Source organism: Erwinia piriflorinigrans CFBP 5888 (assembly GCF_001050515.1).
GTDB classification, from domain to species: domain Bacteria; phylum Pseudomonadota; class Gammaproteobacteria; order Enterobacterales; family Enterobacteriaceae; genus Erwinia; species Erwinia piriflorinigrans.
Genome location: NZ_CAHS01000022.1, coordinates 208506 through 233209, shown reverse-complemented (window position 1 = coordinate 233209; position 24704 = coordinate 208506). Strand labels below are relative to the sequence as shown.

At 54.9% G+C, this 24704-nt stretch carries 19 protein-coding genes and 1 pseudogene; 14 read left to right on the top strand and 6 right to left on the bottom strand.

Features of this window, described 5'->3' with window-relative positions:
• From EPIR_RS19165 to EPIR_RS17135, 8 genes are all read left to right on the top strand, one after another.
• Nucleotides 1–261, top strand: a 261-nt coding sequence (locus tag EPIR_RS19165) for a hypothetical protein (protein ID WP_240987379.1), incomplete at its 5' end; no start/stop codon positions are given.
• Between the two features lie 727 nt (nucleotides 262–988).
• Nucleotides 989–1078 carry a K(+)-transporting ATPase subunit F gene (kdpF, locus tag EPIR_RS18480; RefSeq protein ID WP_023656756.1) on the top strand — a complete coding sequence of 30 codons (90 nt, stop codon included), beginning with the start codon at nucleotides 989–991 and terminating at the stop codon, nucleotides 1076–1078.
• Nucleotides 1078–2763, top strand: a complete 1686-nt coding sequence (kdpA, locus tag EPIR_RS17160) for a potassium-transporting ATPase subunit KdpA (protein WP_023656755.1) — start codon at nucleotides 1078–1080, stop codon at nucleotides 2761–2763. The genes kdpF and kdpA overlap by 1 nt, the downstream gene beginning before the upstream one ends.
• Nucleotides 2764–2781: 18 nt before the next feature.
• Nucleotides 2782–4830, top strand: coding sequence for a potassium-transporting ATPase subunit KdpB (gene kdpB, locus EPIR_RS17155; RefSeq protein WP_023656754.1), 2049 nt, complete (start codon nucleotides 2782–2784; stop codon nucleotides 4828–4830).
• A gap of 11 nt (nucleotides 4831–4841) precedes the next feature.
• On the top strand, nucleotides 4842–5414 hold the full coding sequence (gene kdpC / locus EPIR_RS17150; protein ID WP_023656753.1) for a potassium-transporting ATPase subunit KdpC: 573 nt from the start codon (nucleotides 4842–4844) through the stop codon (nucleotides 5412–5414).
• Between the two features lie 9 nt (nucleotides 5415–5423).
• Nucleotides 5424–8108 carry a two-component system sensor histidine kinase KdpD gene (gene kdpD / locus EPIR_RS17145; RefSeq protein WP_023656752.1) on the top strand — a complete coding sequence of 895 codons (2685 nt, stop codon included), beginning with the start codon at nucleotides 5424–5426 and terminating at the stop codon, nucleotides 8106–8108.
• 517 nt (nucleotides 8109–8625) lie between these two features.
• Nucleotides 8626–9204 carry a cupin domain-containing protein gene (locus EPIR_RS17140; RefSeq protein WP_023656751.1) on the top strand — a complete coding sequence of 193 codons (579 nt, stop codon included), beginning with the start codon at nucleotides 8626–8628 and terminating at the stop codon, nucleotides 9202–9204.
• Between the two features lie 12 nt (nucleotides 9205–9216).
• Entirely contained in the window at nucleotides 9217–10233 is a 1017-nt protein-coding gene (locus tag EPIR_RS17135) for an SMP-30/gluconolactonase/LRE family protein (protein ID WP_023656750.1), read from the top strand.
• A gap of 68 nt (nucleotides 10234–10301) precedes the next feature.
• Here EPIR_RS17135 and EPIR_RS17130 read toward each other — a convergent pair whose 3' ends face one another.
• Nucleotides 10302–11846 (bottom strand): methyl-accepting chemotaxis protein, encoded by a 1545-nt coding sequence (locus EPIR_RS17130; protein ID WP_023656749.1) that lies wholly within the window; start codon nucleotides 11844–11846, stop codon nucleotides 10302–10304.
• Nucleotides 11847–12081: 235 nt separating this feature from the next.
• On the opposite strand from EPIR_RS17130, the gene EPIR_RS17125 reads away from it, so the two are divergent.
• Complete coding sequence (locus EPIR_RS17125) at nucleotides 12082–13917, top strand: ABC transporter ATP-binding protein (RefSeq protein WP_023656748.1); 1836 nt, start codon at nucleotides 12082–12084, stop codon at nucleotides 13915–13917.
• A gap of 31 nt (nucleotides 13918–13948) precedes the next feature.
• On the opposite strand, the gene EPIR_RS17120 is transcribed toward EPIR_RS17125, so the two are convergent.
• Nucleotides 13949–15076: a GNAT family N-acetyltransferase gene (locus EPIR_RS17120; protein ID WP_023656747.1), complete on the bottom strand. Its 1128-nt coding sequence runs from the start codon at nucleotides 15074–15076 to the stop codon at nucleotides 13949–13951.
• A 188-nt stretch (nucleotides 15077–15264) separates the two neighbouring features.
• Between EPIR_RS17120 and EPIR_RS17115 the strand changes: the two genes are divergently transcribed.
• A complete protein-coding gene (locus tag EPIR_RS17115; RefSeq protein ID WP_023656746.1) occupies nucleotides 15265–16167 on the top strand; it encodes a siderophore-interacting protein in 903 nt (300 codons plus the stop codon).
• On the opposite strand, the gene EPIR_RS17110 is transcribed toward EPIR_RS17115, so the two are convergent.
• Complete coding sequence (locus EPIR_RS17110; protein ID WP_023656745.1) at nucleotides 16164–17072, bottom strand: LysR family transcriptional regulator; 909 nt, start codon at nucleotides 17070–17072, stop codon at nucleotides 16164–16166. The genes EPIR_RS17115 and EPIR_RS17110 overlap by 4 nt on opposite strands.
• A gap of 206 nt (nucleotides 17073–17278) precedes the next feature.
• Here EPIR_RS17110 and EPIR_RS17105 point away from each other — a divergent pair, with 206 nt between their 5' ends.
• The gene (locus tag EPIR_RS17105; protein WP_023656744.1) at nucleotides 17279–17611 is read left to right on the top strand and encodes a helix-turn-helix domain-containing protein; all 333 of its coding nucleotides are present in this window, start codon (nucleotides 17279–17281) and stop codon (nucleotides 17609–17611) included.
• 50 nt (nucleotides 17612–17661) lie between these two features.
• Here the strand turns inward: EPIR_RS17105 and EPIR_RS17100 are convergent, their stop codons facing one another.
• The 3 genes from EPIR_RS17100 to EPIR_RS17090 form a co-directional block, all read right to left on the bottom strand.
• Complete coding sequence (locus EPIR_RS17100) at nucleotides 17662–19725, bottom strand: peptidase domain-containing ABC transporter (RefSeq protein ID WP_167337191.1); 2064 nt, start codon at nucleotides 19723–19725, stop codon at nucleotides 17662–17664.
• A 34-nt stretch (nucleotides 19726–19759) separates the two neighbouring features.
• A complete protein-coding gene (locus tag EPIR_RS17095) occupies nucleotides 19760–21034 on the bottom strand; it encodes an HlyD family secretion protein (protein WP_023656742.1) in 1275 nt (424 codons plus the stop codon).
• Nucleotides 21035–21321: 287 nt separating this feature from the next.
• Nucleotides 21322–21567: a hypothetical protein gene (locus EPIR_RS17090; RefSeq protein WP_072066060.1), complete on the bottom strand. Its 246-nt coding sequence runs from the start codon at nucleotides 21565–21567 to the stop codon at nucleotides 21322–21324.
• An 871-nt stretch (nucleotides 21568–22438) separates the two neighbouring features.
• Between EPIR_RS17090 and EPIR_RS19345 the strand changes: the two are divergent.
• The 3 genes and pseudogenes from EPIR_RS19345 to EPIR_RS17070 all read left to right on the top strand — a co-directional run.
• Nucleotides 22439–22879, top strand: a pseudogene (locus tag EPIR_RS19345) (DUF8093 domain-containing protein); the annotation flags it as partial.
• Nucleotides 22856–23965, top strand: a complete 1110-nt coding sequence (locus EPIR_RS17075; protein WP_476729626.1) for a Tle-like phospholipase domain-containing protein — start codon at nucleotides 22856–22858, stop codon at nucleotides 23963–23965. The pseudogene EPIR_RS19345 and the gene EPIR_RS17075, both read left to right, overlap by 24 nt.
• Complete coding sequence (locus tag EPIR_RS17070; RefSeq protein WP_023656737.1) at nucleotides 23962–24702, top strand: ankyrin repeat domain-containing protein; 741 nt, start codon at nucleotides 23962–23964, stop codon at nucleotides 24700–24702. Before EPIR_RS17075 ends, EPIR_RS17070 begins: the two co-directional genes overlap by 4 nt.
• Nucleotides 24703–24704: the final 2 nt, after the last annotated feature.

The window sequence follows — 24704 nt, the reverse complement described above, 5'->3', positions numbered from 1 at the left end:
TCGCTCAGCCCGGTTGGTGATAGGGTTGGTTTGGCGATTGATCAGATCGCACAATCCGGACTGAGTTCCCTCAAAGTGATCTACTATTCCGCGCAGCTATTTAGAGTCCCCAAGCTGTTAGCGCCTACGCCGTTCACAGCTTTATTCAGGGCTATTGCAGCATCTCTTTCAGATGTAGTCCGGAGTTTTATTATTGATGATATATATATATTACAGTGTACCCTTTTCATAATAAAAACACCTTGCTTTATAGTACCATGAGGTAATGCATTTTGAAAAAGAAGATTCTTAAGGTTACCCTGTTTTTTGTTCTTATTATTGTGGTGTCCGTGCTGACTTTCGAAATAGCATTCAGATTTGGAAATGCTGATGTATTTATTTCATTGTTAGGGTGTCTGTCATTTTTAGGTTTTAAAGAGTCATTTGACTCATTGTTTATTTTATTATTAATTCTTTACTTCTTTATTGCCATTTTAATATACTGTTGCGCAGTTAAACTCATCAAAAAGAAGAGCCTCAAATGAAAAGTTTTTTTCAGGCTTTTTTAAAAGATATGACTTCATACTTAAGCATTAATGTGGTTGTCATATTATTATTTTTTTTTACTATTTTGTCATTCCCGATTATTGGCTTTTGTGCAGCGTGCTAACAATAGTCATTGCTGCCGCCGTAGAGATTTTTATCATTACCAACAAGAAAAAGAAAGACTAATCGTGTCTTACTGTGCGTGGCTTTATGGCCAGCGCCCTCCTGCCGTCAGACGCATGACTGAGGAGGGTGCTAAGCTATTTTCATGCTACTTAGCGTGAGGATCGGTTCGGGCCGTTTATCATCGATAAACGGGATTAAGGGGAGCAGGCTGGCTTAAATTTCATCAAAACCCCGCCATTTTTATACTTTTTTTACGCCCCGGCCCGACATTTTTACATCAACTTTGCACGCCAATCGTAACACTATCTGCCATGTGAAACGCCCCTGGAGGTGTACTGTGAGCATCGCTGTGATTACCGGTATTGTGATGGTGTTTATGTTGTTGGGCTATCTCGTCTATGCCCTGATTAATGCGGAGACATTCTAATGATGGCTACCGCAAGTTTATTGATCGCCAGCTATCTGCTGTTGCTGATGCTGTTGGCGCGTCCGCTGGGTAAGGGGCTGGCGTATCTGATTGCCGACCGCCCGTTACCGGGGTTTGCCGCCGTTGAACGCGGGTTGTGGCGTGTTAGCGGGGTGGCAAATCAGGGAATGAGCTGGCTGCGTTATCTGCTGGCGATCCTGCTATTTAACGCCGTAGGACTGCTGCTGCTGTTTTTGATTCTGATGAATCAGGCCAGCCTGCCGCTGAATCCTCAACAGATGCCAAACCTGCACTGGGATCTGGCATTGAACACTGCCGTTAGCTTTATCACTAACACGGACTGGCAGGCTTACTCCGGTGAAAGCACCCTGAGCTATTTCAGTCAGATGGTCGGCCTGACCGTACAGAACTTTCTCTCAGCGGCCACCGGGATTGCCGTCGCCTTTGCGCTGATACGCGGTTTTGCTCATCGTGCGCTGGGCGAACTGGGTAACGCCTGGCGCGATATCACCCGCATCACGCTGTATGTCCTGCTGCCGCTGTCGTTGCTGATGGCGTTGATTCTGGTCAGTCAGGGGGTGCTGCAAAACATGAGCAGCTATCTCGATTTGACCACCCTGGAAGGGGCGAAACAGACGCTGCCGATGGGGCCGGTGGCCTCGCAGGAAGCGATTAAAATGCTCGGCACCAACGGCGGTGGATTCTTCAACGCCAACTCCGCCCATCCGTTTGAAAACCCCACGGCGCTGAGCAACTTTGTGCAGATGCTGGCGATCTTCCTCATCCCGGCAGCCCTCTGCTTTGCCTTTGGCGATGTGGTGCGCGATCGGCGTCAGGGTCACGCCCTGCTGTGGACCATGTCGCTGATGTTCGTCGCGGCGGTGGTGGTGGTGATGTGGGCCGAAGTAAAGGGTAACCCGCACTTCATGACGCTTGGCGCTGACAGCGCTGCCAATATGGAAGGTAAAGAGACGCGCTTTGGCATTCTGAACTCTAGCCTGTTCGCGGTGATCACCACGGCGGCATCCTGCGGCGCGGTTAACGCCATGCACGACTCGTTTACCGCCCTCGGCGGAATGGTGCCAATGTGGCTGATGCAGATTGGTGAAGTGGTGTTTGGCGGCGTCGGTTCTGGTTTGTACGGCATGCTGCTGTTTGTGCTGCTGGCGGTGTTTATCGCCGGGCTGATGATCGGACGCTCGCCGGAATATCTCGGTAAGAAAATCGACGTCTGGGAGATGAAGATGACCGCGCTGGCGATTCTGGTCACGCCAGCCCTGGTGCTGTTGGGAGCCGCGCTGGCGATGATGACCGATGCCGGGCGCAGCGCCATGCTTAATCCCGGCACCCACGGCTTCAGCGAGGTGCTGTACGCGCTCTCCTCGGCGGCGAATAATAACGGCAGCGCCTTTGCGGGTCTGAGTGCCAACACGCCATTCTGGAACCTGCTACTGGCATTCTGCATGCTGGTGGGGCGCTTTGGCATCATCGTGCCGGTGCTGGCGATTGCCGGTTCTCTGGCGGTGAAAAAAGTCCAGCCCGCCGGTAACGGAACGCTACCCACTCACGGCACGCTGTTTATTGCCCTGCTTATCGGCACCGTGATGCTGGTAGGCGCACTGACCTTTATCCCCGCTCTGGCCCTGGGGCCGGTGGCGGAACATCTGCAAATGTCCGGTCATTAACGGGCGGAGAATCGCGTTATGAGTCGTAATCAACTGGCGCTGTTTGACGCGGCGCTGATGCGTGTCGCGCTGCTCGATGCGTTGAAAAAGCTGGACCCGCGTACACAGGTGCGCAACCCGGTGATGTTTGTGGTGTGGCTGGGAAGCGTGGTTACCACGCTGCTGGCTGGCGCGATGGCCGCCGGTAAAACCCCGGGCGATACCGGATTTACCGTGGCCATTTCAGTCTGGCTGTGGTTTACCGTGCTGTTTGCTAACTTTGCCGAAGCGCTGGCGGAAGGGCGCAGCAAAGCGCAGGCCAACAGCCTGAAAGGCGTGACCAAAACCAGCTTTGCCAAAAAGCTGAACGAGGCGAAGTACGGCACCAGCCACTATCCGGTGGCCGCTGACACCTTGCGCAAGGGAGATTGGGTGCTGGTGGAAGCGGGCGATATTATCCCCTGTGACGGCGAAGTGTTGGAGGGCGGTGCCTCGGTAGATGAGAGTGCGATTACCGGGGAATCTGCCCCGGTGATCCGCGAATCCGGCGGCGACTTCTCCTCGGTGACCGGCGGTACGCGCATCCTTTCCGACTGGCTGGTGGTGCAGTGTACGGTCAATCCGGGAGAAACCTTCCTTGACCGCATGATAGCGATGGTGGAAGGGGCGACAAGACGCAAAACGCCTAACGAAATCGCCCTGACCATCCTGCTGCTGGCGCTGACCATTGTACTGTTGCTGGCTACCGTCACGCTCTGGCCGTTCTCCGCCTGGGGCGGTAACCCGGTCAGTATCACCGTGCTGGTGGCTTTGCTGATCTGTCTGATCCCCACCACCATCGGCGGCCTGCTGTCGGCGATTGGCGTGGCGGGCATGAGCCGGATGCTGGGGGCCAACGTGATTGCCACCAGCGGTCGAGCGGTAGAGGCGGCAGGGGACGTTGACGTGCTGCTGCTGGATAAAACCGGCACCATCACGCTGGGTAACCGCCAGGCGACGCAGTTTTTGCCCGCCGCTGGCGTAAGTGAAGAACAGCTGGCGGATGCTGCCCAGCTGGCTTCACTGGCCGATGAAACCCCGGAAGGGCGCAGCATTGTGGTGCTGGCCAAACAGAGGTTTAACCTGCGTGAACGCGACCTTAACAGTATGGGAGCCACCTTTATCCCATTCTCGGCGCAGACGCGCATGAGTGGGGTCAACGTCCAGCAGCGCGCCATCCGCAAAGGGGCGGCGGACGCGGTTCGTCGCTATATCGACAGCAACGGTGGCAAGTTCCCTGGCGAGGTTAACAGCCTGGTGGATCGGGTGGCGCGGGCGGGCGGCACACCGCTGGTGGTCAGTGATGGAAACCGGGTGATGGGCGTGGTGGCGCTGAAGGATATCGTCAAAGGCGGGATTAAAGAACGCTTTGCCGAGCTGCGCAAAATGGGGATCAAAACCGTGATGATCACCGGGGACAACCCGCTGACCGCTGCGGCGATCGCCGCCGAGGCCGGGGTCGATGACTTTCTGTCGGAAGCCACGCCGGAAGCCAAATTGGCGCTGATCCGCCAGTATCAGGCGGAAGGTCGGCTGGTGGCGATGACCGGCGATGGCACCAATGATGCCCCGGCACTGGCGCAGGCCGACGTGGCGGTGGCGATGAATTCCGGCACCCAGGCGGCAAAAGAGGCGGGCAACATGGTGGATCTGGATTCTAACCCCACCAAGCTGCTGGAAGTAGTGCATATCGGTAAACAGATGCTGATGACGCGTGGTTCACTGACCACCTTCAGTATCGCCAATGACGTGGCCAAGTATTTTGCCATTCTGCCTGCGGCCTTTGCTGCCACCTATCCGCAGCTCAATCAGCTCAACGTGATGGGGCTGCATTCACCCGCATCAGCGATCCTGTCGGCGGTTATTTTCAACGCGCTGGTGATTGTGTTTTTGATCCCGCTGGCGCTGAAAGGCGTGAGCTACCGGCCGCTCAGTGCGGCGGCGCTGCTACGGCGCAATCTGTGGATCTACGGGGTGGGTGGGCTGCTGGTGCCATTCCTCGGTATTAAACTGATTGATATGCTGCTGACCGTCACCGGTCTGGCATAAGGAGAACTACCATGAGTCAACTTCGTCCTGCCGTCTTTTTATTGTTGCTGCTGACGTTGGTTACCGGAGTATTCTATCCCTTATTGACCACCACGCTGGCACAGTGGATGTTCCCGCAGCAGGCAAACGGCTCGCTGTTGCTGGAGCAGGGGAGCGTGCGCGGTTCGGCGCTGATCGGCCAGAACTTCAGTCGCGCGGATTATTTCCAGGGGCGACCATCGGCAACCAGCGATCGCCCCTATAACCCGCTGGCGTCTTCTGGCAGCAACCTGGCGGGCAGCAACCCGGCGCTGGATCAGGCGGTGAGCCAGCGCGTGGCGGCGCTGCGTGCTGCCAACCCGCAGGCCAGCCAGCAGGTGCCGGTCGACTTGGTCACGGCCTCTGCCAGCGGGCTGGACCCGCAGATTACACCGCAGGCGGCGTACTGGCAGGCCGAGCGCGTCGCTGCGGCGCGGCGGCTGCCGCTGGAAGTCGTCGAACGCTTGATTGACGAGAATACCACCACGCCACGCCCAGCTTTCCTCGGTGAACCGGGAGTTAATGTGCTGACGCTGAATCTGGCGCTGGATAAATTATCACGCTAAAGGAGCGCCATGAACGACGAACTCCAGCGCCCCGATCCGGATGCGCTGCTACGCCAGACGGCGGAAAGCCATCGCGGCAAGCTGAAAATCTACTTCGGTGCCTGCGCCGGGGTGGGGAAAACCTGGTCGATGCTGCAGGAGGCGCGCCGTCTGCGCGCTCAGGGGCTGGAGGTGCTGGTCGGCGTGGTGGAAACCCATGATAGGCCGGAAACGGCGGCGCTGCTGGCCGGACTGACGCTGCTACCACGGCGGGCGATGGGGTCGCAGCGCCGCCCGGAATTTGACCTTGACGCCGCGCTGGCGCGCCATCCGGCGGTGATCCTGATGGACGAGCTGGCGCACAGCAACACGTCCGGTTCGCGCCATCCCAAACGCTGGCAGGATATCGACGAGCTGCTGGATGCGGGCATTGATGTCATCACCACCGTCAACGTACAGCATCTGGAAAGCCTGAATGATGTGGTGGGCGGCGTCACCGGGATCCGGGTGCGTGAAACGGTGCCGGACCCGTTTTTCGATGCCGCCGATGAGGTGGTGCTGGTGGACCTGCCGCCGGACGATCTGCGCCAGCGGTTGAAAGAGGGCAAGGTTTATATTGGTGAGAGCGCGGAACGCGCTATCGAAAATTTCTTCCGCAAAGGGAATCTGATCGCCCTGCGTGAGCTGGCGCTGCGCCGCACCGCCGACCGGGTCGATGAACAGATGCGTGCCTGGCGTGATACCCAGGGTCGCGAAAAGGTATGGCATACGCGTGATGCCATTCTACTGTGCATCGGCGATAACAGCGGCAGCGAAAAGCTGGTACGCAGCGCGGCGCGGCTGGCGGCGCGGCTCGACAGCGTATGGCACGCGGTGTATGTCGAAACGCCGCGCCTGTACCGCCTGTCCGAGGCGCGGCGGCGCGGCATTTTGCGTACGCTGCAACTGGCGCAGGATCTCGGCGCGGAAACGGCCACGCTCTCCGATCCGAGCGAGGCCAGCGCGGTGCTGCGCTACGCCCGCGAACATAACCTCGGCAAAATTATCATTGGCCGTCGACCTACCCGGCGTTGGTGGCGTGAAAGTTTTGCCGAGCGTGTCGGCGAACTCGGCCCGGATTTGGATATTCTGATCGTCGCGCTGGATGACCCGCCGCCGGACGGCGTCAGCTCGCTGGCCGAACGGGTTGACAGAAGCGAGGGTAAAAGAGGTAGCCAACTGCGCGGCTGTGTCGCCGCCCTGCTGCTATGCATGCTGGTGACGCTGGGCGGTCACTGGCTGCTGCCTGCCGTGGATTCAGTCAATCTGGTGATGGTGTATCTGCTGGCGGTGGTGATTGTCGCGCTGCGCTACGGTCGCTGGCCATCGGTGGTGGCAACGTTACTGAATATCATCGCCTTCGACTTGGTGTTAGTCGCACCAACCGGAACGATGGTGGTGTCAGACGTGCAGTATCTGGTGACTTTTGGCGTGATGCTGGCGGTGGGGGTGATCGTCGGGAATTTAACCGCCGGAGTACGCTATCAGGCCCGGGTGGCGCGCTACCGCGAACAGCGGGCACATCATCTTTATGAGACGGCCAAAGCCCTCAGTCGTGCTTTGACACAGCGCGATATTGCCTCCACGTTACAGCGCAGCGTGGAGAGTACGCTACAGGCGCGCAGTGAGCTTTATCTGCCGGATGAGCACGGCGAGCTGGTACCGGTGGGCGCAGCACATCTTAGCGCGGTGCCGGACCGGGCGATTGCGCGCTGGAGCTTCGATAAGGGCCAGCCAGCGGGCGCGGGGACGGATACCCTGCCGGGCGTGCAGTGGCAGATGCTGCCACTGAAAAGCGGCAGCGATACGCTGGGTCTGCTGATTCTGGAACCTCTTAATCTGCGCCAGCTGATGATCCCGGAGCAGCAGCGGCTGGTGGAAACCTTTACCGTGCTGATCGCTAACGCGCTGGAACGTATGGCGCTCAGCCAGCGTGAAGCCGCCTCAAGGCTGGCAGCCGAGCGCGAACAGCTGCGCAATGCGCTGCTGTCGGCGCTGTCGCACGATCTGCGCACCCCGCTGACGGTGCTGTTTGGCCAGGCGGAGATCCTGACGCTCGATCTCGCCAGCGCAAACTCGCCCCACGCCGCGCAGGCCAGCGCGATGCGTGAACAAACGCTGAATACCATCCGGCTGGTGAACAATCTGCTGGATATGGCACGTCTGCAATCTGGTGGCTTTAACTTACGCCGCGAGTGGATGGCGTTGGACGAGCTGATTGGCAGCGCGCTGCGTCAGTTAGCCCCGCTGCTGGCCGACCGTCGCATTGCACTGGATCTACCTTCCGAGCTGCTGCTGATTGACGTTGACGGCCCGCTGATGGAGCGGGTGCTGATTAATCTGCTGGAGAACGCCCTGAAATATGCCGGTGACAAGGCGCAAATCGGTATCCGCGCGCGCGCCGTGGCGCAGCAGTTGGAACTGGAAGTGTGGGACAGCGGGCCGGGCATTGCGCAGGGCCAGCAACAGCTGATCTTTGAGAAATTCTCACGCGGTGATAAAGAATCGACGGTGCCGGGTGTTGGCCTCGGTCTGGCGATCTGTCAGGCGGTTATCACGCTGCATGAAGGCAAAATTCACGCGGAAAACCGGCCGCAGGGCGGGGTACGCTTTGTCATCTCTCTGCCGTTAACGACGCCGCCGGAGCTGGACGATTATACGGAAACCGTTGCGTAGATGGGTCTTTGCGTGTTGGCGGGGCAGCCAGGAAATGAACCGTGCCGGAAGCGGGATCTTTGAGATGAAAAAAAACCCGGTTTGGAAGACCAGGTTTTTTTCAGTTGCGGATACGGTTGGAGACCGCGCTCAGGAACCGGGTGCTGCATGTATCAACTCGCAAATCAATTCTAGCATTTCTGGTTGCCAGGTCAATATAGCATCACATCTGACCTGCCTATATGCTGACCAGGCGTGTTCGAAATGTGCAGTGCCAGCGGGTGAAAGATAACGTATTCTCCCGACCGGAAACGGGTGGAGCCGTCCGGTTTGCTCCCACTAAGAGGGTGCTGCATGTACAACTCGCATTGATACACGTCGCTACCACCAGTCGACAGTTCACCGCCAGACTATCATCCGCCCTCAACCCTCTGAATACCTCCCTTTTAGGCATATACCCTATCTGCCAGGGTTACAAAGCATGCGAGGATACACCTGTCTATAATAAGACTCTGGTGTTAATAACTAAGGGAATGTAATGAAAAACAGCATGCTACGCAGAGTGGCACTTATTTGTGGTTTTAGCGTTATGGCCTCTGCCGGGGCCAGTACTCAGGTGCGTGCCGTCCCGGGCGATTCCCATGAAATCACCGTCAGTGACGGCAAAACCCAGCCGCCGGTCAAATTTGCCACCGTCTGGGCCGACGATAAAGGCGCAACGCATATCGGCCACTGCCGCTTCGAAGGGCTGGAACATAAAAGCTATGCGCCGCCGTCTGCACCACAATGGATTGGCATCTCCCCTGACAAGGTTGAAAGCATTGCTTATGCCGTGTTGCCGCCGGGTTACGTTGGCAGCTGGCATCATGCACCTGGCCCGCAGTGGGTCATTACGCTGTCGGGCAAGTGGTCGGTTGAAACGACAGATGGCAGCACCCTGGTGCAAGGCCCCGGCGAAGTGCAGTTTAATGCCGATACCCCATCCCGGCCGCGTCCCGGCGATGACCGCGTGGGTCATATCACGCGCACCGTCGGGGATGAGCCAAACGTCCAGCTGATTATTAAACTTAAACCTGATGCCGATAAGGCCCGCACTCGCGGCGCATGTGCATATTAAGGAGCGATTGACATGTCTTATAGCTTAAAACCCTGGTTACTGAGTGCCGTTGGCAGCATCATTTTGCTTAATTCAGCCCAGAGCACGGCAGGCGATACGGATATCAAGCTGATTGCCGAACAGCCCGGCTTCTATGATCTTATCGCTAAACATCCCGTCGCACAGAAGATTGCCGATAACGGCAAATGGGTTGAAGGCCCGGCGTGCATCGCGCCTGACACGCTTATTTATAGTGATGTGAAGCGCAACGAGGTGATGAGCTGGTCAGAGAAGGACGGCCTGAAAAGCTGGCTTTCCCCGGCTGATTATCAGAATGGTCATGCCGTTGACGCAGAAGGGAGAGTTATCGCCGCTTCCCACGGAAAACGCGCCGTTGTGCGCCGTGAGCATGACGGTAGCTGGACAACCCTGATTGATTCATGGCAGGGAAAGCGCTTTCACAGCCCGAACGATGTCGCCGTGGCCCCGGATGGCGCGATCTGGTTTACCGATCCTAAATTCGGCATTCTGAGTAAGGAAGAGAGCGACGGAACGGGGAAACCGGAGATTGAAGGGGAATTTGTTTATCGCTATGACCCGGCAGTGAAAAAGCTATCGAAGATGAACACGCCGGATTTATATACGCCTAACGGGCTGGCGTTCTCCCCGGACGGCAAGCTGCTTTACGTGTCGGATGCGCAGCTGGGGCACGATGTTAACAACAAATCGCTGCAACACCGCATTATGGTTTATCCGGTCAACGCGCAGCAGACTGGAGAAGGCCGGGTGTTTACAGAGGTTTCACCGGGCGTTCCCGATGGCATTAAGGTTGATACCAAAGGCAATGTCTGGACCAGCAGCGAGGATGGCGTTCAGGTATTCTCACCGGCAGGGAAGCGCTTAGGGAAAGTACTTATCCCCGCGAAGGCCACCGCGAATCTGGCGCTGTGCACCGATGCGCAGAACCGTAACTGGATGTACGTGACCGCGACCGACCGGGTGCTGCGTGTACCGGTGCTGGTGAAAGGGGCAGATACGCTACACAAATAGCCCGTCAGTAAAGCCGTCAGGACGGTGCGAAAAAATGACGCCGTCCTGGCAGCGCAACAGGCAGCCGTTTACACGCTGAAGCGCTCCACCATCCCGCGTAGCGCATGTGCCTGTGCGGAAAGAGACTGTGAAGCAGAGGAGGACTCTTCCACCAGCGCGGCATTATTCTGCGTCACGCCATCCATCTGACTGACCGCCACGCTCACCTGAGAAATACCCTGTAGCTGTTCTGAAGAAGAAAGGGCTATCTCATCCATCGCGGTGGCCAGCTCGCCGACCCTGGCGACAATGTTCACAATACTTTTCCCGGTTTCCTCGGCGATGGTCGCACCGCTTTCTACCTGTGCTACCGTTCTCTCAATCAGTCCTTTGATCTCCTTTGCTGACAGCGCACTGCGCTGCGCCAGCGTTCTTACCTCCCCGGCGACCACCGCAAATCCACGGCCCTGTTCACCTGCGCGCGCCGCTTCGACGGCGGCATTCAATGCCAGAATATTGGTCTGGAAGGCTATCCCCTCAATGACGCTGATGATATCTCGCACCCTGACGGCGCTAAGAGAGATGTCACTCATGGTTTGAGTCATAAGCTGTACTTCAGCCTCGCCGCTGCGCGCCGCTTTAGCGGTCTCACGAGCTGATTGCGCCGTCTGCTGGGCCCCGGCGGCATTGCTTTTCACGGTTGCGGTCAACTGTTCCATACTGGCTGCGGTTTCCTGTAATGCCGCCGCCTGCTGCTCGGTCCGTGACGACAGCTCCGTATTGCCCGAGGCTATTTCGTCGGAGGCTAGCGCAACGGAAGCCGAGGCATCCTTAACCTGAGATACCAAACTGCGCAGGCGCTCTTGCATCACGTCCAGCGAGGCAAGCAGGCTGCTGCCGTCATGACGCCGTAATACGATCGATGTGGTGAGATCGCCACTGGCAATCGCGGCAGCCAGCTGCTGCGCCTGTCGTGGCTCGCCACCCAACTGGCGCGTCAACACCCGCACGGTGAACAGACAGATACAGACCGCTGCCACCACGGAGAGTAAAATCAGTGCGCTAAGCAGTAATAAAATATGCTGAGCGGCCTCGCTGTCTGCCTGCGCTTTGTCTTCAGCCGCTTTGGTTTGCAGGCTCGTGAGGCTATTCAGACTGGCGACCAAAATCTGTTGAGGGGGCCGCACCACTTGGGTCAGATAATCAGCGAACCCCTCTAGCTGATGCTGCTGGCCCATACGTGCGGCGTTTTCCAGCGCCGATAGGGCGGTTTTCTCGTTATCATTTACCCGACCCAGTAATTCCAGCTCTTCTGTCGAGGGCTGCGCGTGGATCATCGCGGCCAGGGCATCACGTTTTTGCAGGTAAACCGACTTCTGCTGCTGAAAACGCTCCCCCTCTGACGCTATCGCCTGCAGGTCGGAGAAAAGCGCCATATTTCTGACTTCGACCAGCATATTTCTCAAGGCGGTGCCCATTTCATTTGCCAGCACCATTTTTTTCATTTGCTGATTGACCACCTCATCCATGCCATGACGGGCCTTATTCAGGCCACTCCAGGCGATGGCGGAGCAGAGAAAAAAGATGCAAATCAGCAGGGAATAACCTGCTATCAGGCGGGTCGATATTTTCATACGTTTATCCAGATTGGCTGTGTGAAAAAAAGACTATCGGCATTTTATGGCCAGGAAACAGGGGGGAAGCGGAAGTTATTTCTGCGACAGGAACGGCACGCGGTCCGCCGGGCATAGTGGCGTGGTTGACGATTGCCGTGGCAACAATTTTTCACCATAAACCGGAGGGCGACTTCTGTCTGTGCCACTCATGCACTAAGCTGTAGGTTTACTGACCAGCAAGTGAGCCTGCCTTATGCCGTATCGCCGTTTTGAAAGGATCATCGACATCTTCAAGGATGCCCCGGCCGACACACCGCCTAACCGCGTCTGGGCTTTTTATCTGTTTTATCTGCGCCAGGTATGGCCGAGCTTCGCGCTGCTGCTGGTTATCGGACTCGTTGCATCGTTAATCGAAGTGGCGCTGTTCCGCTACCTCAGCCGGATTATCGACCTGGTGAATGCCGGCCCTGCCGTGACTTTTTTCAGCGATCACGGCGGCGAACTGCTGTGGATGGCGGCGGTGGCGCTGCTGCTGCGGCCGCTGTTTATTGGCCTGCACGATCTGCTGGTTCACCAGGCGATTAACCCCGGTATGACCAGCATGATCCGCTGGCAGCATCATAACTACGTGCTGCGCCAAAGCCTGAACTTCTTTCAGAACGATTTTGCCGGGCGTATTGCCCAGCGCATAATGCAAACTGGCAATGCCCTACGCGATTCGGCGGTGCAGGCGGTGGATGCGCTGTGGCATGTACTGATCTACGCCATCACCACCCTGGTGCTGTTTGCCGAGGCAGACTGGCGGCTGACCATTCCGCTGCTGATCTGGATCGTTGGCTATATTCTCTGCCTGCGCTACTTTGTGCCGCGCGTCAAAGCGCGCTCGGTGGCCTCTTCCGAATCCCGCTCACGTCTGATGGGCTTTATTGTCGATGGCTATACCAATATCACCACCCTGAAACTGTTCGCCCATAGCGATCTGGAGCGCCAGAATGCGCGTGAGGCGATTGGCGATCAGACGATAAAAACCCGCGACCAGGGGCGGATGGTCACCGGCATGGACGTGGTGGTCACCACGCTGAACGGCCTGCTGATCGTCAGCACCACCGGCCTGGCATTATGGCTGTGGACCCAGTCGCTGCTCAGCGTGGGGGCCATTGCGCTGGCAACCGGGCTGGTGATCCGCATCGTTAATATGTCCGGCTGGATTATGTGGGTGGTGAACGGTATTTTCGAGAATATCGGTATGGTGCAGGATGGCCTGAAAACGATTACCCAACCGGTCAACGTTAGCGATAAAGCGCAGGCCCCGGCGCTGCGGGTGGAAAAGGGCGAGATCCATTTTGACGCCGTTGACTTCAACTACGGCGGCGAGCGTACGGTGATCGACAACCTGCAACTGACCATCCGGCCGGGCGAAAAAATTGGGCTTATTGGCCCTTCCGGTGCCGGGAAATCGACGCTGGTCAATCTGCTGCTGCGGCTTTATGACCTGAACGGTGGGCGTATTACCATCGACGGGCAGAACATCGCCGACATCAGCCAGGAGAGCCTGCGTGCGCAGATTGGCATGATCACTCAGGATACCTCACTGCTGCACCGCTCAATTCGTGACAACCTGCTGTACGGACGCCCTAATGCCAGCGAAGAGGAACTACAGCAGGCGATCCACCGGGCGAAAGCGGATGAATTTATTCCGCTGCTGTCCGATCCGCAGGGGCGCACCGGTCTGGATGCCCATGTCGGTGAGCGCGGAGTGAAGCTCTCCGGCGGCCAGCGCCAGCGTATCGCCATTGCTCGCGTGCTGTTGAAAGATGCCCCTATTCTGATCATGGATGAAGCCACGTCGGCGCTGGACTCTGAAGTGGAAGCGGCGATCCAGGAGAGCCTGGAAAACCTGATGGGCGAAAAAACGGTGATCGCCATTGCGCACCGCCTCTCCACTATCGCCCGCATGGACAGACTGGTGGTGCTGGAGCAGGGCAGGATTGCTGAAATCGGCAGCCATAGTGAGCTGCTGGCACGCGGCGGACTGTATGCGCGCCTGTGGCGACATCAAACCGGCGGTTTTGTCGCCGAGGCGTCATAACCCGGCCCGGCTGGCCGGGCATAACCTGATTTCAGGGTGTTGCAAGACGATAGGGTAACGCTTCACGCGCCTCAACCACCCAGGCGCGGAGGCTTTCGCGCTCCTGGTGCAAAAAGCGGGCGACCGCATCGTGCAGGCCCGGGTGACGCAGCAGATGCCAGGACTCGGTCAGTACCGGCTCGAAGCCACGGATCAGCTTATGCTCGCCCTGTGCACCGGCATCGAAACGCGCCAGCCCGTGTGCGATAGCATATTCCATGCCCTGGTAAAAACAGGTCTCAAAATGCAGGCGGTTATACTCTTCCAGACATCCCCAGTAGCGGCCATAGAAGGTATCGCCGTCCACCAGGCTGAAAGCCATCGCCAGCGGGTTGCCCTGCTGGCTGGCGATGACTACGCGGATGGCGGCAGGCATACTCTCTGCCAGTAAACTGAAGAACAGGCGGTTAAGATAAGGTTGACGACCGCGCACACGGTAGGTATTGGCGTAGCAGGCATAGATAAAATCCCACTGCGCTTCACGCAGTTCCGCCCCCTGATACCAGATAAACTCTACGCCCTGGCTGGCGACCAGCTGGCGCTCTTTGCGTAGCTGTTTGCGTTTGCGCGAGGTGAGGGTATCAAGAAAATCCTGAAAATCGCGGTAGCCGCGATTGTGCCAGTGGTACTGGCAGCCAAGACGCAGCAGCCAGCGCCTGTCCTGCTGCAACAGCGGGTGCATGCGCCGATCGCTGAAGTTGATGTGCGCACTGTGCAGCGGCTCGGCATCCAAAAAACCGGGCAGCGCCTGCAATAGCCGTGCGGCGGCGGCATCATCACCCAGCAGCCGTGCGCCGCTTACCGGGCTGAAAGGCACCGCCGACAGCCATTTCGGATAATAAGGCACTCCGGCGCGCTGGCAGGCTTCCACCCAGCCCTGATCGAACACGTATTCACCCATCGAATGGCTTTTCGCATAGCCGGGCAGCGCCGCGCGTGGAACGCCATCTTCCATCCACAGCAGGTGCTGCGGCAGCCAGCCGTTGGCGCGGCTCACCGAACCACTCTGCTCCAGCGCATTGAGAAAAGCATGGCGTAAGAAGGGCTGATCGTTCGGCGTCAGGGCATCCCACTGGCTGGCCGGAATATCGGCCAGCCGTGTCAGGAGGGTCAGGGACATCGGTGTGCTCCGCACAGGTCACAGGGAAACCGCTACGTTGAACGCTTTTTGCTCGGGGATCAATCGGTTCTGTAGCGCGCACGGGTAAAGAATCCTCATTCTCATTCTCATTATCATTTGGCTTTGCTATTCTTTGCCCCTTCAGGCGCGTGGTACAACGTGCGGGGTTTTCAGGTTTATAAGGCGGAATGATGGCGGATGTTCAGGAATATCGCTTATTCAACGTAGTGCTGGCGCGTAAGCAGGTGCTTTCTCCTTCGATGCTGTGCTGCGTGTTCAGCGGTGATGATGTGCGCCAGATGAAGATGGAGGCGCCAGACCAGCGCGTCAAGCTGCTGTTCCCATCTCGCAACGGCACGCCTTCGGCGCTGAGTGGCATAAAATCCTGGTGGGAAACCGTCTGCGCCATGCCGGCAGAACTCCGCCCGATAGCGCGCACTTACACCTTGCGTCACGTCAATGCGCAGGCTGGCGAGTTTGAAGTAGAGTTTGTTATGCACGGAACGGAAGGGCCGGCATCTGCCTGGGCGCTGGCAGCGCAGCCGGGCGATCCTTTACAAATCATCGCGCCAAACGGTGCCTGTACCACGGACAGCGGCGGCTACGAGTGGAACCCGCAACGCAACGTTGAGCGGGCGCTGGTGGTTGCTGATGAAACCGCATTTCCGGCGGCAAAGGCCATCCTTGAGCAGCTGGCGGAATGGCGCAATCCGCCGCCACTACAAATGTTTCTGGAGCTACCTAAACGCGCTGACTGTATCGATCTTAGCCAATATCGCTTTGCTGACATTCACTGGCTGCCGCGTGACGAGAGCGGCGCGGCGCACGGTGAAGCGATGCTCAAAGCGGTCAGGCAGCATGCGGTATTGCCAGCGGCGGCGATGGAGCGTCAGGAGCTGTCAGAGGGTGATGAGGGCGACCTGCTGTGGGATCGTGCGGCAGGGGCTGATACCTGCTTTCATGGCTGGGTCGCCGCCGAGTCTAGCGCGGTGAAACAGGTGCGCCGCTATCTGATTGGCGAGCGCGGCCTCTCCCCTGAATGTATCAGCTTTATGGCTTACTGGAGCCGTGGCCCTCGTCGCAAATGTTAAGGTTCCATCAATAGCGGGCAGGCGGTTTTAAGGGTGTTGTAGAACCAGGTTTTGGCGGTGATATCGCCAATTTCAGGGTGACCATACAGGTAAACCTCAAGGTTAGGCAGCTCAAAGGGCAGTTCGACGATGCGTCCATTGCCGCGTGCTGCGTAGACTTTCGCCGCGCTGGAGGGCAACACCACCAGCAGTTCGCTACTGGCTATCAGTTCGCCCAGCGCGGCAAAGTGCGGCACTTCCAGGGCCACGCGACGTTCGAAACCGTACTCTTTAATCCGCTCTTCTACCAGGTAATGCCCGCTGCTGGCCGATACCACAATGTGCTGCTCATTCAGCCAGGCGGGCAGCGTCAGGGTTTCGCCAATACGCGGATGTTGGCAGTTCAGCAGGCAGACATAGCGTTCATCCATAATGCGGTCGCGTTGCGCCAGCGAAATGCGTTCGTTGCGGCTACAGAGCGCGGCATCGACATGACCTGTCAGCAGCCACTCATCCATTTTATGCATCTCCACCGGGATCACTTCCAGCCGCACGTTGGGGGCGACGGTACGCAGGTGTTTCACCAGCCGGGGCAGCAGCAAAAGCTCGCCGAGATCGGAGAGGGCGAGACGAAATCTGTGAAAAGATGTGTCCGGGGAAAAGCTACGCGTATCCGCTACTGCTTTTTCAATCCCGCTAAGCGATTTCTTAAAGACGTCATACAGCTGGCTGGCAATCGGTGTTGGCAGCATCCCTTTGCGACTGCGTTTAAACAGTTCGTTATCGGTCTCAACCCGCAGCCGGGCTAAGGCGTAGCTGGCCGAAGGCTGGGTGATAAACAGCCGTGCGGCGGCTCCACTGACGCTGCGGGTTTCATAAATTGCGATAAACACCCGCACCAGATTGAGATCCATCATGGCTGACATATAGCTCCGGTCTATTAGAGGAGATTCATATTATCTATTTGAACTATTTTAAACACTCCAATAACATCCCTTCCACGTTTTATTGATATTTAACGAGTTTTTTTTCATAACGAGTTTAATTCAATAAAATCAAGATAATAAAAATACGACTTTTACATTTATATCAGGGACAGGGCGGGTAATGCCCCACATCGCGGAGCAGTAAAATGAAAAACGAAATCGTTGATGTCATTGTTGACTGGATCGAATGCCATATCGAAGAAGGGCTGAATATTGAAGCGGTTGCGGCAAAATCAGGCTATTCGAAATGGCATTTACAACGCGCTTTTAAGGCGCAAAAGGGCATAACCCTGGCGACCTTTATTCGTGGCCGCCGCCTTGAACAGGCCGCGCAAAGCCTGGTGAGTTCGACCAAAAGTATTATGGCTATCTCAATGGATCTCGGCTTCTCTTCCCAGCAGTGTTTCCAGCGCGTGTTTAAAAAACATTTCCATATCACCCCACGCGATTACCGCATCCGGCATCGCCAGTTTCACTGAGTTGAATGGCAACAACAGTGCCAGACGGGGGAAAGCCACATCAGGTACGCTTATCCCCCAACCAGTGTTATCACTCTGTCTGCCGAGGCTATTGTCGTTTCACGGTGAGCGATGATAACCCGCGTGATGCAGAGGCTCTTGATGGCCTGATTCACTGCATTCTCGCTTTCCCTGTCCAGCGAGCTGGTCGCCTCATCCAGAAACAGGATGCCGGGTTTTTTATAAAGTGCCCGGGCGATGAACAGGCGTTGCCTCTGGCCGCCGGACAAACCTTCTCCCGGTTCGCCGATAAGCGTTTCATATCCCATAGGCATACGTATGATGACCTCATGCAGGTAGCTGGCTCTGGCACACTCCTGCATCCACTCTTCATCCATCTCATCGGTAAAACCGCATATATTCTCGCGCACAGAACCGGAGAATAGCTTGTCGTCCTGCATCACACAGGCGATCATCTTATGGTAGTTATTGATACCTAATTGCTGAATATCAGTACCGTTAACCTCGATACCGCCGCTATCGGGCGTAAATAATCCACACAAAACCTTCATTAGCGTGGTTTTCCCCACCCCGGACGGCCCGACGATAGCCACGTTTTCCCCCGGTGCAATGGCAATGTTCAGATCGCTGAAAATGGCTGGCGACTGGCTGTCATAACGGAACATCAGCGCGCGCGTAGTCAGCGAAGCCGGCTTCAGTTCGGCCTTGTGGGAGAGGTCAGGTTTGCGCATCTCCGGCGGGTGAAGGGCGATATCGGCAATACGCTCGTTGTGCAGGCTCATCATGCGCAGCCGCAGCAAAAACTCTGTCAGTGAACCGATCCGGTCAGAGAACTGCCCGCGAAAAGCGCCAAATGCGACGAACATACCAATGGTCATCTGATTGTCGATCACCAGGCTGGTGCCGATCCACAGGATCACCACCTGATCACAGGCTGCAACAAAAGTGTTGATACCACCAAACAGCATATCCATTTTTTTGACCCGAATACCGGTATTTACACTGTCGATTTCAAGATTGAGCCAGTGCATACTTCGGCGTTCCGTCATGCCCTGCATCTTGACCGTGGCAATGCCGTACAGTGTTTCCATAAAATACGAACTGGCCCGGGCGCCCCTCACCAGAGACTCCTCCGACAGTTGCCGATAATAACCGTAGGTCAGCAGGCGCAACAGCACGTACAGGGTGGTAAAGGCGATCACTATTCCGCTCAGCCAACCCCCATACAGAATCATCATCACCAGCACGCCGATAACCATAATGCTGTCCATGGTGGCACCGACGATGCTGTCGGTGAACGTGCCGCGTAGCGCTTCCAGCGAACCGAAGCGCGACTGGATGTCACCCAGCTTTCGCCGTTCAAAATAACCCAGCGGCAGACGTAGCAGATGGTTGAATAGTCCTGACTGCCACTGAACTCTAATCAGTGTCGACATCACCAAAGAAGACCAGGCGCGTACCATGCTGACCGACGCCCGCAACAGGATGAACATCATTAATCCGGCACAGATCAGGGTCAGCAGCCCGCGATCTCCGGCAGGTAGCGCGTGATCCATCACCAGTTGTGTGCCGATCGGCATCACCAGATTAATGGTTTCGATCACCAGTGACAGGCAAAATATTTTGCCAAGCACACCTCTCAGGCCGTGCACACGAGCAATCAGCGTACGCAGGCTAAAGCGGCTACGCACGGTGTCGGCGGTGAAATCGCTGCCTGGCCATGCCTCGAGCGCCACGCCGGTAAAGCTTTGCGACAGTTCGGCTTGACTCACAATCCGCCGCCCGCGAGCCGGGTCGTGCAGTACCACCCTGTTGCGCCTGATGCTTACCAGCACCACAAAATGGTTGAATTCCCAGTGCAGTATGCACGGAAGTTTAAGTGCGCCGAGATCGTCGAGATCCAGTGATAGCGGGCGCGTGGCCAGACCCATTCGATCGGCGATACCGATTAGCCCGGACAGCGTAGTGCCACGCGCCGACAGGCAGAACTGCCGACGTAATGCTATTAGATCGATGTTTTTGCCAAAGTGTCCGCAGATCATCGCGAGGCAAGCCAGTCCGCACTCCGAAGATTCGGTTTGATGGACTAGCGGGATGCGGCGACGTAAGCGCATGTCCAGCTGCCCGATTAATGTTTTTAAGCGGAGCTTACTCACTGACCAGCCCCTCTGTGCTGTGTTTCATATCGTAGAAAGGTGACAACATCCATTGATAAATTTTCCTTTTTTCAAGGAACAGGGTGCTTTGCGCCTTCATGCCATTTTCCAGGCTCAGGCGCTTACCGCTGTACGCAACACTCTGCTTTTCTGGCCTGACGATCACCTTGTAGTACGGGATGGCAGCTGTCGGTGCATCCCTGGGCGCGCCCTGCCAGGTCATCATTTCCTGCGGTGAGGCTGGCGTTTTTGAGATGACGGATACCGTGCCAGCGAACTGGCCGAATTTCTCTGCCGGGAAAGCTTCATAGCGAATATTGACCCGATCGCCCGCGTTGATGTAGGGGATGGCGTCATTAGGTACCCAGAGGATAAGTGAGTAATGGTCAACGTTGTACGGGGTGAGCTGCAACAGGCTGTCGCCCGTATTGACCATTTGCCCGACCGTGACGCTGAGCGAATCGATGTGGCCATCGGTCAGCGCACGCACGACGATCGCGCCGTCCGCATCGATGTTGAGCAGCTCTTTCTGTCGTTCGTAACGTTGCAGCTCCATCTGGTAGATCTGATTATCATAATCGGCTGCCTTGATGTGGATTTGGCTTTCCAACGCGGTGATTTGCAGTGCATTTTGCTCGTTTTGTCCGGACAGACCCAGCAGGCTACTTTGCTGCTGGTAATAGAGCGCCACCTGGTTGGTCAGCTGATCTTTATTGATAAGCCCTTTCGCCTGATATTGCCGATAATTCTCCATGTTCTCTTTTATGATGCGGGTCCCTTCCTGGGCACGGTGGATAATGTCGGTGGAGTGCTGAAATGCGCGGGTATACTGCGCTTTTTGCTTCTCCAGCATCTCGATGGTGTCTTTCTTGCTGCTTTCCAGCCGACTAATCATCTGCGTGATACGCGCCAGCTGGTTATTAATATCCCTGCGCTGGTTGTCACTGACCACACCGTTGCGGGTGCTTGTACTGACGTCGATTTGATAGACAGGGGAGCCAGCCTTGATCAGCTCCCCTTCGGTAACGAATTGTTTGACCACAACACCACGGACAGCGGAATAGACGTGAGCTGCACGGGGGTAGGTGGATATCTCACCTGTCACATTCACCCGCCGGTTATAGCTGCCGACGATAACAAAAGTCAGGAAAACGATAATGAAAAAGAGAGACAAACCCGCCACAATCCAAAAAGGAATGCCGGGGAGAAGGAGCGCCCTGCCGCGCCATTTTATCTTCTGATTATCAAGCGCTAACTGGCGAAACAAGGTATATGCTCCTTGATAATTTCATTCATGTTGGTATATAAAATGTGCCTTTTAAAATATCCTTACTAATTTAATTGTTGTTGAGTTTGTGTTAATAAACTCACTCTTTTGATAAAAGGAAATTACAATACCGGTAAAGGTAAAACTCAATAAAAATGAGAGTAAGCTGTTTTTTGTTAATATGTCATTGTGGGGGGGTAATAATATGGTTAAAGGGATCTCAACAATCGCAAATGTTTTTTTAACCGAATGCCGTTCACATGACCTATAGTATTTTCTGAAACCTGCTAGAAACAGACTTGATAACCACGCTCAATGCGGCAAAAGTGCGGGGGCGGTGGTGCTGGCATGGAACTGATAGCGACACCTAAGCCCCCAATAATACCCCCAGCTACCATTCCGTAAGGGCCGCCAGGAATACCAGCAATGATTCCTAAAATCACCATTTCACTAGCAGCATTTGCTACCGTCGCTGGCGCACCACCATCACCACCTGAAATGACACTTATCTCTCCAAAATTCAACGCTTTCATTTTAATCTCCGGTCAATTATTCACTGTGGGTGAAGTTATCGAGTACCTTTGAGAGAGACATTTTGACCAAACTGCGTAAGCCAAAAAAAACCACCAAAATAAGGATAATGTCGGGGAAGTTTTCATTCCCAATTAAACGAATGCTTGATGTATAAGCCAGAAACATTGTTAGTGCCAGGCTGATTAGATTAAAAGTTGCTGATTTCATGTATTCGCCAGTCAATGAATATCCAGTGCCGAATAAAATAGAGATGAGTGAAGAATAAGTAAAGCGTCCGATGATGCATATTTTGAATATTGAGAGGTTACTCACCTATTTTTATATTTACTCTCACCGGGTAATGTTTGTTCTGCTTTGATATTCACCCATTTTTTATTTATAGACCAGAGTATAAATTTCGGCTTCATCCTCTCTTTTAATCGAACGATTTTGATTGAATACAGGTAGTATATGGAATGCTTTTTCTTCGGTTAAGCGTGCTAATCCTGGCGGGTAATTAAATACGAACGCTGTTTTTTCTAAAAAAAAGCAGACTGTATTTTTCTGTTCAGATTCTGAACTGTTCAACTGACGGGAAAAGGCTGCTGCCTGAGGCTTCTCTTAGGTAACAAATGCGGATAAGGCGCTATCGTCTGCGGTATCACCACCTGAACAGTGTGCAGTTTGCCCTGCATGTTATGCGCTAGAATATATGCGACAATCCGAACGCGATGCTGCGGTGAGAAAAAGCGCGTCAGAGCCTGGTTGAACGCATCAAAAGAACACCGGTTGTCCACAAAAGACAGGCGGCAGCGGTTGCTTCAGCCCCGGGCCTGGCACACCATCACCGGTGGCTGCCGGAATACCTGATAGCTGCAATCATGATGTGGCATGAATACATGCAGAGAGAACAACGAAAGCATGAAACTGATATTTTTTTCCTTCGAAAGCACAGAGCCTGAGAACTTTTCACGCATTATCAACCCGGCAAACGTACGCAGTGAACTGGACCGCAACTATCTGTTCGGCGGTGCTGCACAGATGTAGATTTGCAGCCGCTATAACATCATGCGCAAAAGGCAATCGGGCAGAGATGTCCTGGGCTTGGCCGAGAACCCCGGCGTGAAGAGGCAAGTCTTTGATGAGATTAATCATGGCCGCCTGCTGGCGATTGACGAGGTTTTCGCCGTCTGGGCGCCGTTGAAGCACCCATTTTACATTGATGAAAAAGGAAAATTACAACGTTATCCGGGAAGCTACCTTCCTGCGATGTACCCGGTAGCGTGCATCATCAGGCGCTATGAAGAAATGGTCAGCCGTTACGCCAGACGCCCCAGGCCAACCACGCTTCCCTCTCGGCAGAATTTAACGAAGAAATCTCCATTACAGCAGGCGATAGCCACGGTAGCGGCCACCGTGGTGGCGACGGTGGACAGCATGCGCCCGATGACCAAGGCGGAGCGGTGGCAGGAGCGGAAATATCTGATCGATCGGGGAAGTCGTAGCATTTACCCGGATGCGATGATCGCCGCACGGAGGCTGGCAGAGAACAATATTGCCGTTGAAAAAGCGAAGCTGGCTCAGAATATCTATGGTGTTAAGGGCAATGCCATAAATGCCCTGAAATCTATGCCGGACGTTCCTGAGGGTTGGACTGATATCAGCAATGATAACAACGCGTTGTCATCACTTGGATTAACCCCTAAGATGCTTTACGACCAGTCAGAAAACCCGGACTTTTTTGCGCGGGTCTATTCACCGGATAAATCGATATTTGGCTCAGAGATGAATCCTACGCTGGTATTCAGAGGATCGAGAGCTCCGGAGCTTTCGGCTGGCATTGGAGATGTCGCAAAGAAAGTGCTATTCGAAGGGGATTACTCTGGAATTAAAAACATCAATGACTGGACTAATAATATTAACCAGGGGAGCGGATTTAATTCCGATTATTATAGGAAGGCTGTAAAAATAGGGATGAAATTATCTAAGTTACCAAATGGAATAGACATATCAGGTCACTCACTTGGTGGTGGTATGGCTTCTGCTGCTTCTATTGCCAGTGGGAAACCGGCATGGACATTTAATGCCGCAGGGGTAAATGCAGGCACGGTGGAGAAATATGGTGGAAACCTTGTTGGCAGCGCCAGGAACATACAGGCTTACCGGGTAGAGGGTGAGCTGCTGACGAAAATACAGGAAGTCAACCTATTAGAAGATTACAAAAGTGTCAATGGCAACCTTAATTTGTTGTCGGCAAAAGAGGGGGTGTCGTCAGCAATCCCGGATGCCGTGGGGATGAAACACACCCTGCCGGGAGGAAAGGGGTCATTACTCGACAGGCACGGTATTGACCAAGCGATTGACTGTATTGAAGACCAGAAAGACGAGGATATTGCCACAATCAGGGGCCGCATATGAAAAGAATACTAGTTGTAATCACGATATTACTTTCAGCATTGATGGTGCAGGGGTGTAAGAAAGGTATGGATTTAAAAGCGCAGGATTATTTCGAAGGGAAGCAGTTGGCTCTGGCAAAAGAAATTGAAAAAGGAGACGGGGGTGAAATAATAAAAATTTTGCCTGATATGAGCACAGAAGAGCTAAACCGGCCGGGGAAAGCGTCTATGACCCTGCTGTTCTGGGCAATAAACAGCTCACTCTATGATCAGGCCACGCCGGAGAGACTGCAGATAATAACCGAACTGGTTAAAGCAGGCGCAGATCCCTTACAGCCACAGCCCAATATGCCAGGCAGTCCGGCAGAGTCCATGATGCAGGCGGATAAAGGGATTTGGATAAAAGCGATTCTTGATGGAGGGTTATCGCCAAATGCCAGGGACAGAGTTCATCATGAGCCAATTATATTCGAAAGTTTTAATGCTAAAAATACTGAGACATTAAAAGTTTTAATTGATTACAGAGCTGATCTAAATATACAAGATTCTTTAAAAAGAACACCATTAATAAATGCGTTATATTCTGGTAAGATAGAACACATACAGCTTTTGTTATCAAATGGAGCAAACCCATTAATTAATGACAGATTCAGCGATAATTTTGTTTTATTACTTAATAAAGAGATTTCCGAAGGTGATAAAGAAAATAAATATATAAAGTCGTTAATTGAAATAAGGAAGTCCATTGGTGGAAGTTAGAT